This window comes from Pseudoduganella sp. RAF53_2, assembly GCF_052113985.1.
Taxonomy (GTDB): domain Bacteria; phylum Pseudomonadota; class Gammaproteobacteria; order Burkholderiales; family Burkholderiaceae_D; genus Rugamonas.
Genome location: NZ_JBFRDW010000925.1, coordinates 1 through 1,634, shown reverse-complemented (window position 1 = coordinate 1,634; position 1,634 = coordinate 1). Strand labels below are relative to the sequence as shown.

Here is a 1,634-nt window from a genome sequence, read left to right as displayed (position 1 = left end):
CGGCCAAGCTGGCCAAAGCTGCCACCGCCAAATACAGCACCCCGGACAAGCCGCGCTTCGTCTGCGGCGCGCTGGGTCCGACCCCGAAGACCGCGTCCATTTCGCCGGACGTGAACGACCCTGCCGCGCGTAACGTCACCTTCGACCAGCTGGTCACCGCCTACCATGAGCAGGTACGCGGCCTGGTTGACGGCGGCGCCGACGTGCTGCTGGTCGAAACCATCTTCGACACCCTGAACTGCAAGGCCGCCCTGTTCGCGATCGACCAGTATTTCGACGAGCATCCGGAAAAAGAACGCCTGCCGCTGATGATCTCCGGCACCGTGACCGACGCTTCCGGCCGTATTCTGTCCGGCCAGACCGTGCCGGCCTTCTGGAACTCGGTGCGCCACGCCAGGCCGCTGACCATTGGGCTGAACTGCGCACTGGGCGCCGCCCTGATGCGCCCATATGCCGAAGAGCTGTCGCAGATCGCCGATACCTTCGTCTGTATTTACCCGAACGCCGGTCTGCCCAACCCGATGAGCGACACCGGTTTCGACGAACTGCCGGAAGACACCTCGCGCCTGCTGCGTGAATTTGCCGAAGCGGGCTTCATCAACGTGGCCGGCGGCTGCTGCGGCACCACGCCCGACCACATCGCCGCTATCGCCAAGGTGCTGGCCGAAGCCAAGCCGCGCGAGCTGCCACATGTGCCGGTGGCGCAGCGCCTGTCCGGCCTGGAGCCCTTTACCATCGACGACGACTCGCTGTTCGTCAACGTCGGCGAACGCACCAACGTGACCGGCTCCAAAGCCTTCGCGCGCATGATCCTGAACGAGCAGTACGACGAGGCACTGTCCGTCGCACGCCAGCAGGTGGAAAACGGCGCCCAGGTCATCGACATCAATATGGACGAAGCGATGCTGGACTCGCTCGCGGCGATGCAGCGCTTCCTGAACCTGATCGCGTCCGAGCCGGATATCTCGCGCGTGCCGATCATGATCGACTCGTCCAAGTGGTCGGTGATCGAAGCAGGCCTGAAGTGCGTGCAGGGCAAGTCCATCGTCAACTCGATCTCGATGAAGGAAGGCGAAGAAGAATTCATCCGCCAGGCCAAACTGTGCCGCCGCTACGGCGCCGCCGTGATCGTGATGGCCTTCGACGAGAAGGGCCAGGCCGACACCTTCGAGCGCAAGATCGAAATCTGCGAGCGCGCCTACAAGGTGCTGACCGAAGTGGTTGGCTTCCCGCCGGAAGACATCATCTTCGACCCGAACATCTTCGCCATCGCAACCGGTATCGAAGAACACAATAACTACGCGGTGGACTTCATCAACGCCACCCGCTGGATCAAGGACAATCTGCCGCACGCGAAGATTTCGGGCGGCGTGTCGAACGTGTCCTTCTCCTTCCGCGGCAATGACCCGGCGCGTGAAGCGATCCATACCGTGTTCCTCTACCACGCCATCAAGGCCGGCATGACCATGGGTATCGTCAACGCCGGCATGGTCGGCGTGTACGACGACCTGCCAGCCGAACTGCGTGAACGCGTGGAAGACGTGGTGCTGAACCGCCGCGAAGACGCCACCGAGCGCATGATCGAATTCGCCGCCACGCTGAAGGGCGGCGCCAAGCAGGAAGCCAAGCAGGAA

The 1,634-nt window shown here is 63.1% G+C and carries 1 protein-coding gene; it reads left to right on the top strand.

The genetic code is table 11. From position 1 onward, the window contains the following. Window positions 1-1,634, top strand: a 1,634-nt coding sequence (locus AB4Z11_RS31075) for a dihydropteroate synthase (RefSeq protein ID WP_442029945.1), incomplete at both ends; no start/stop codon positions are given.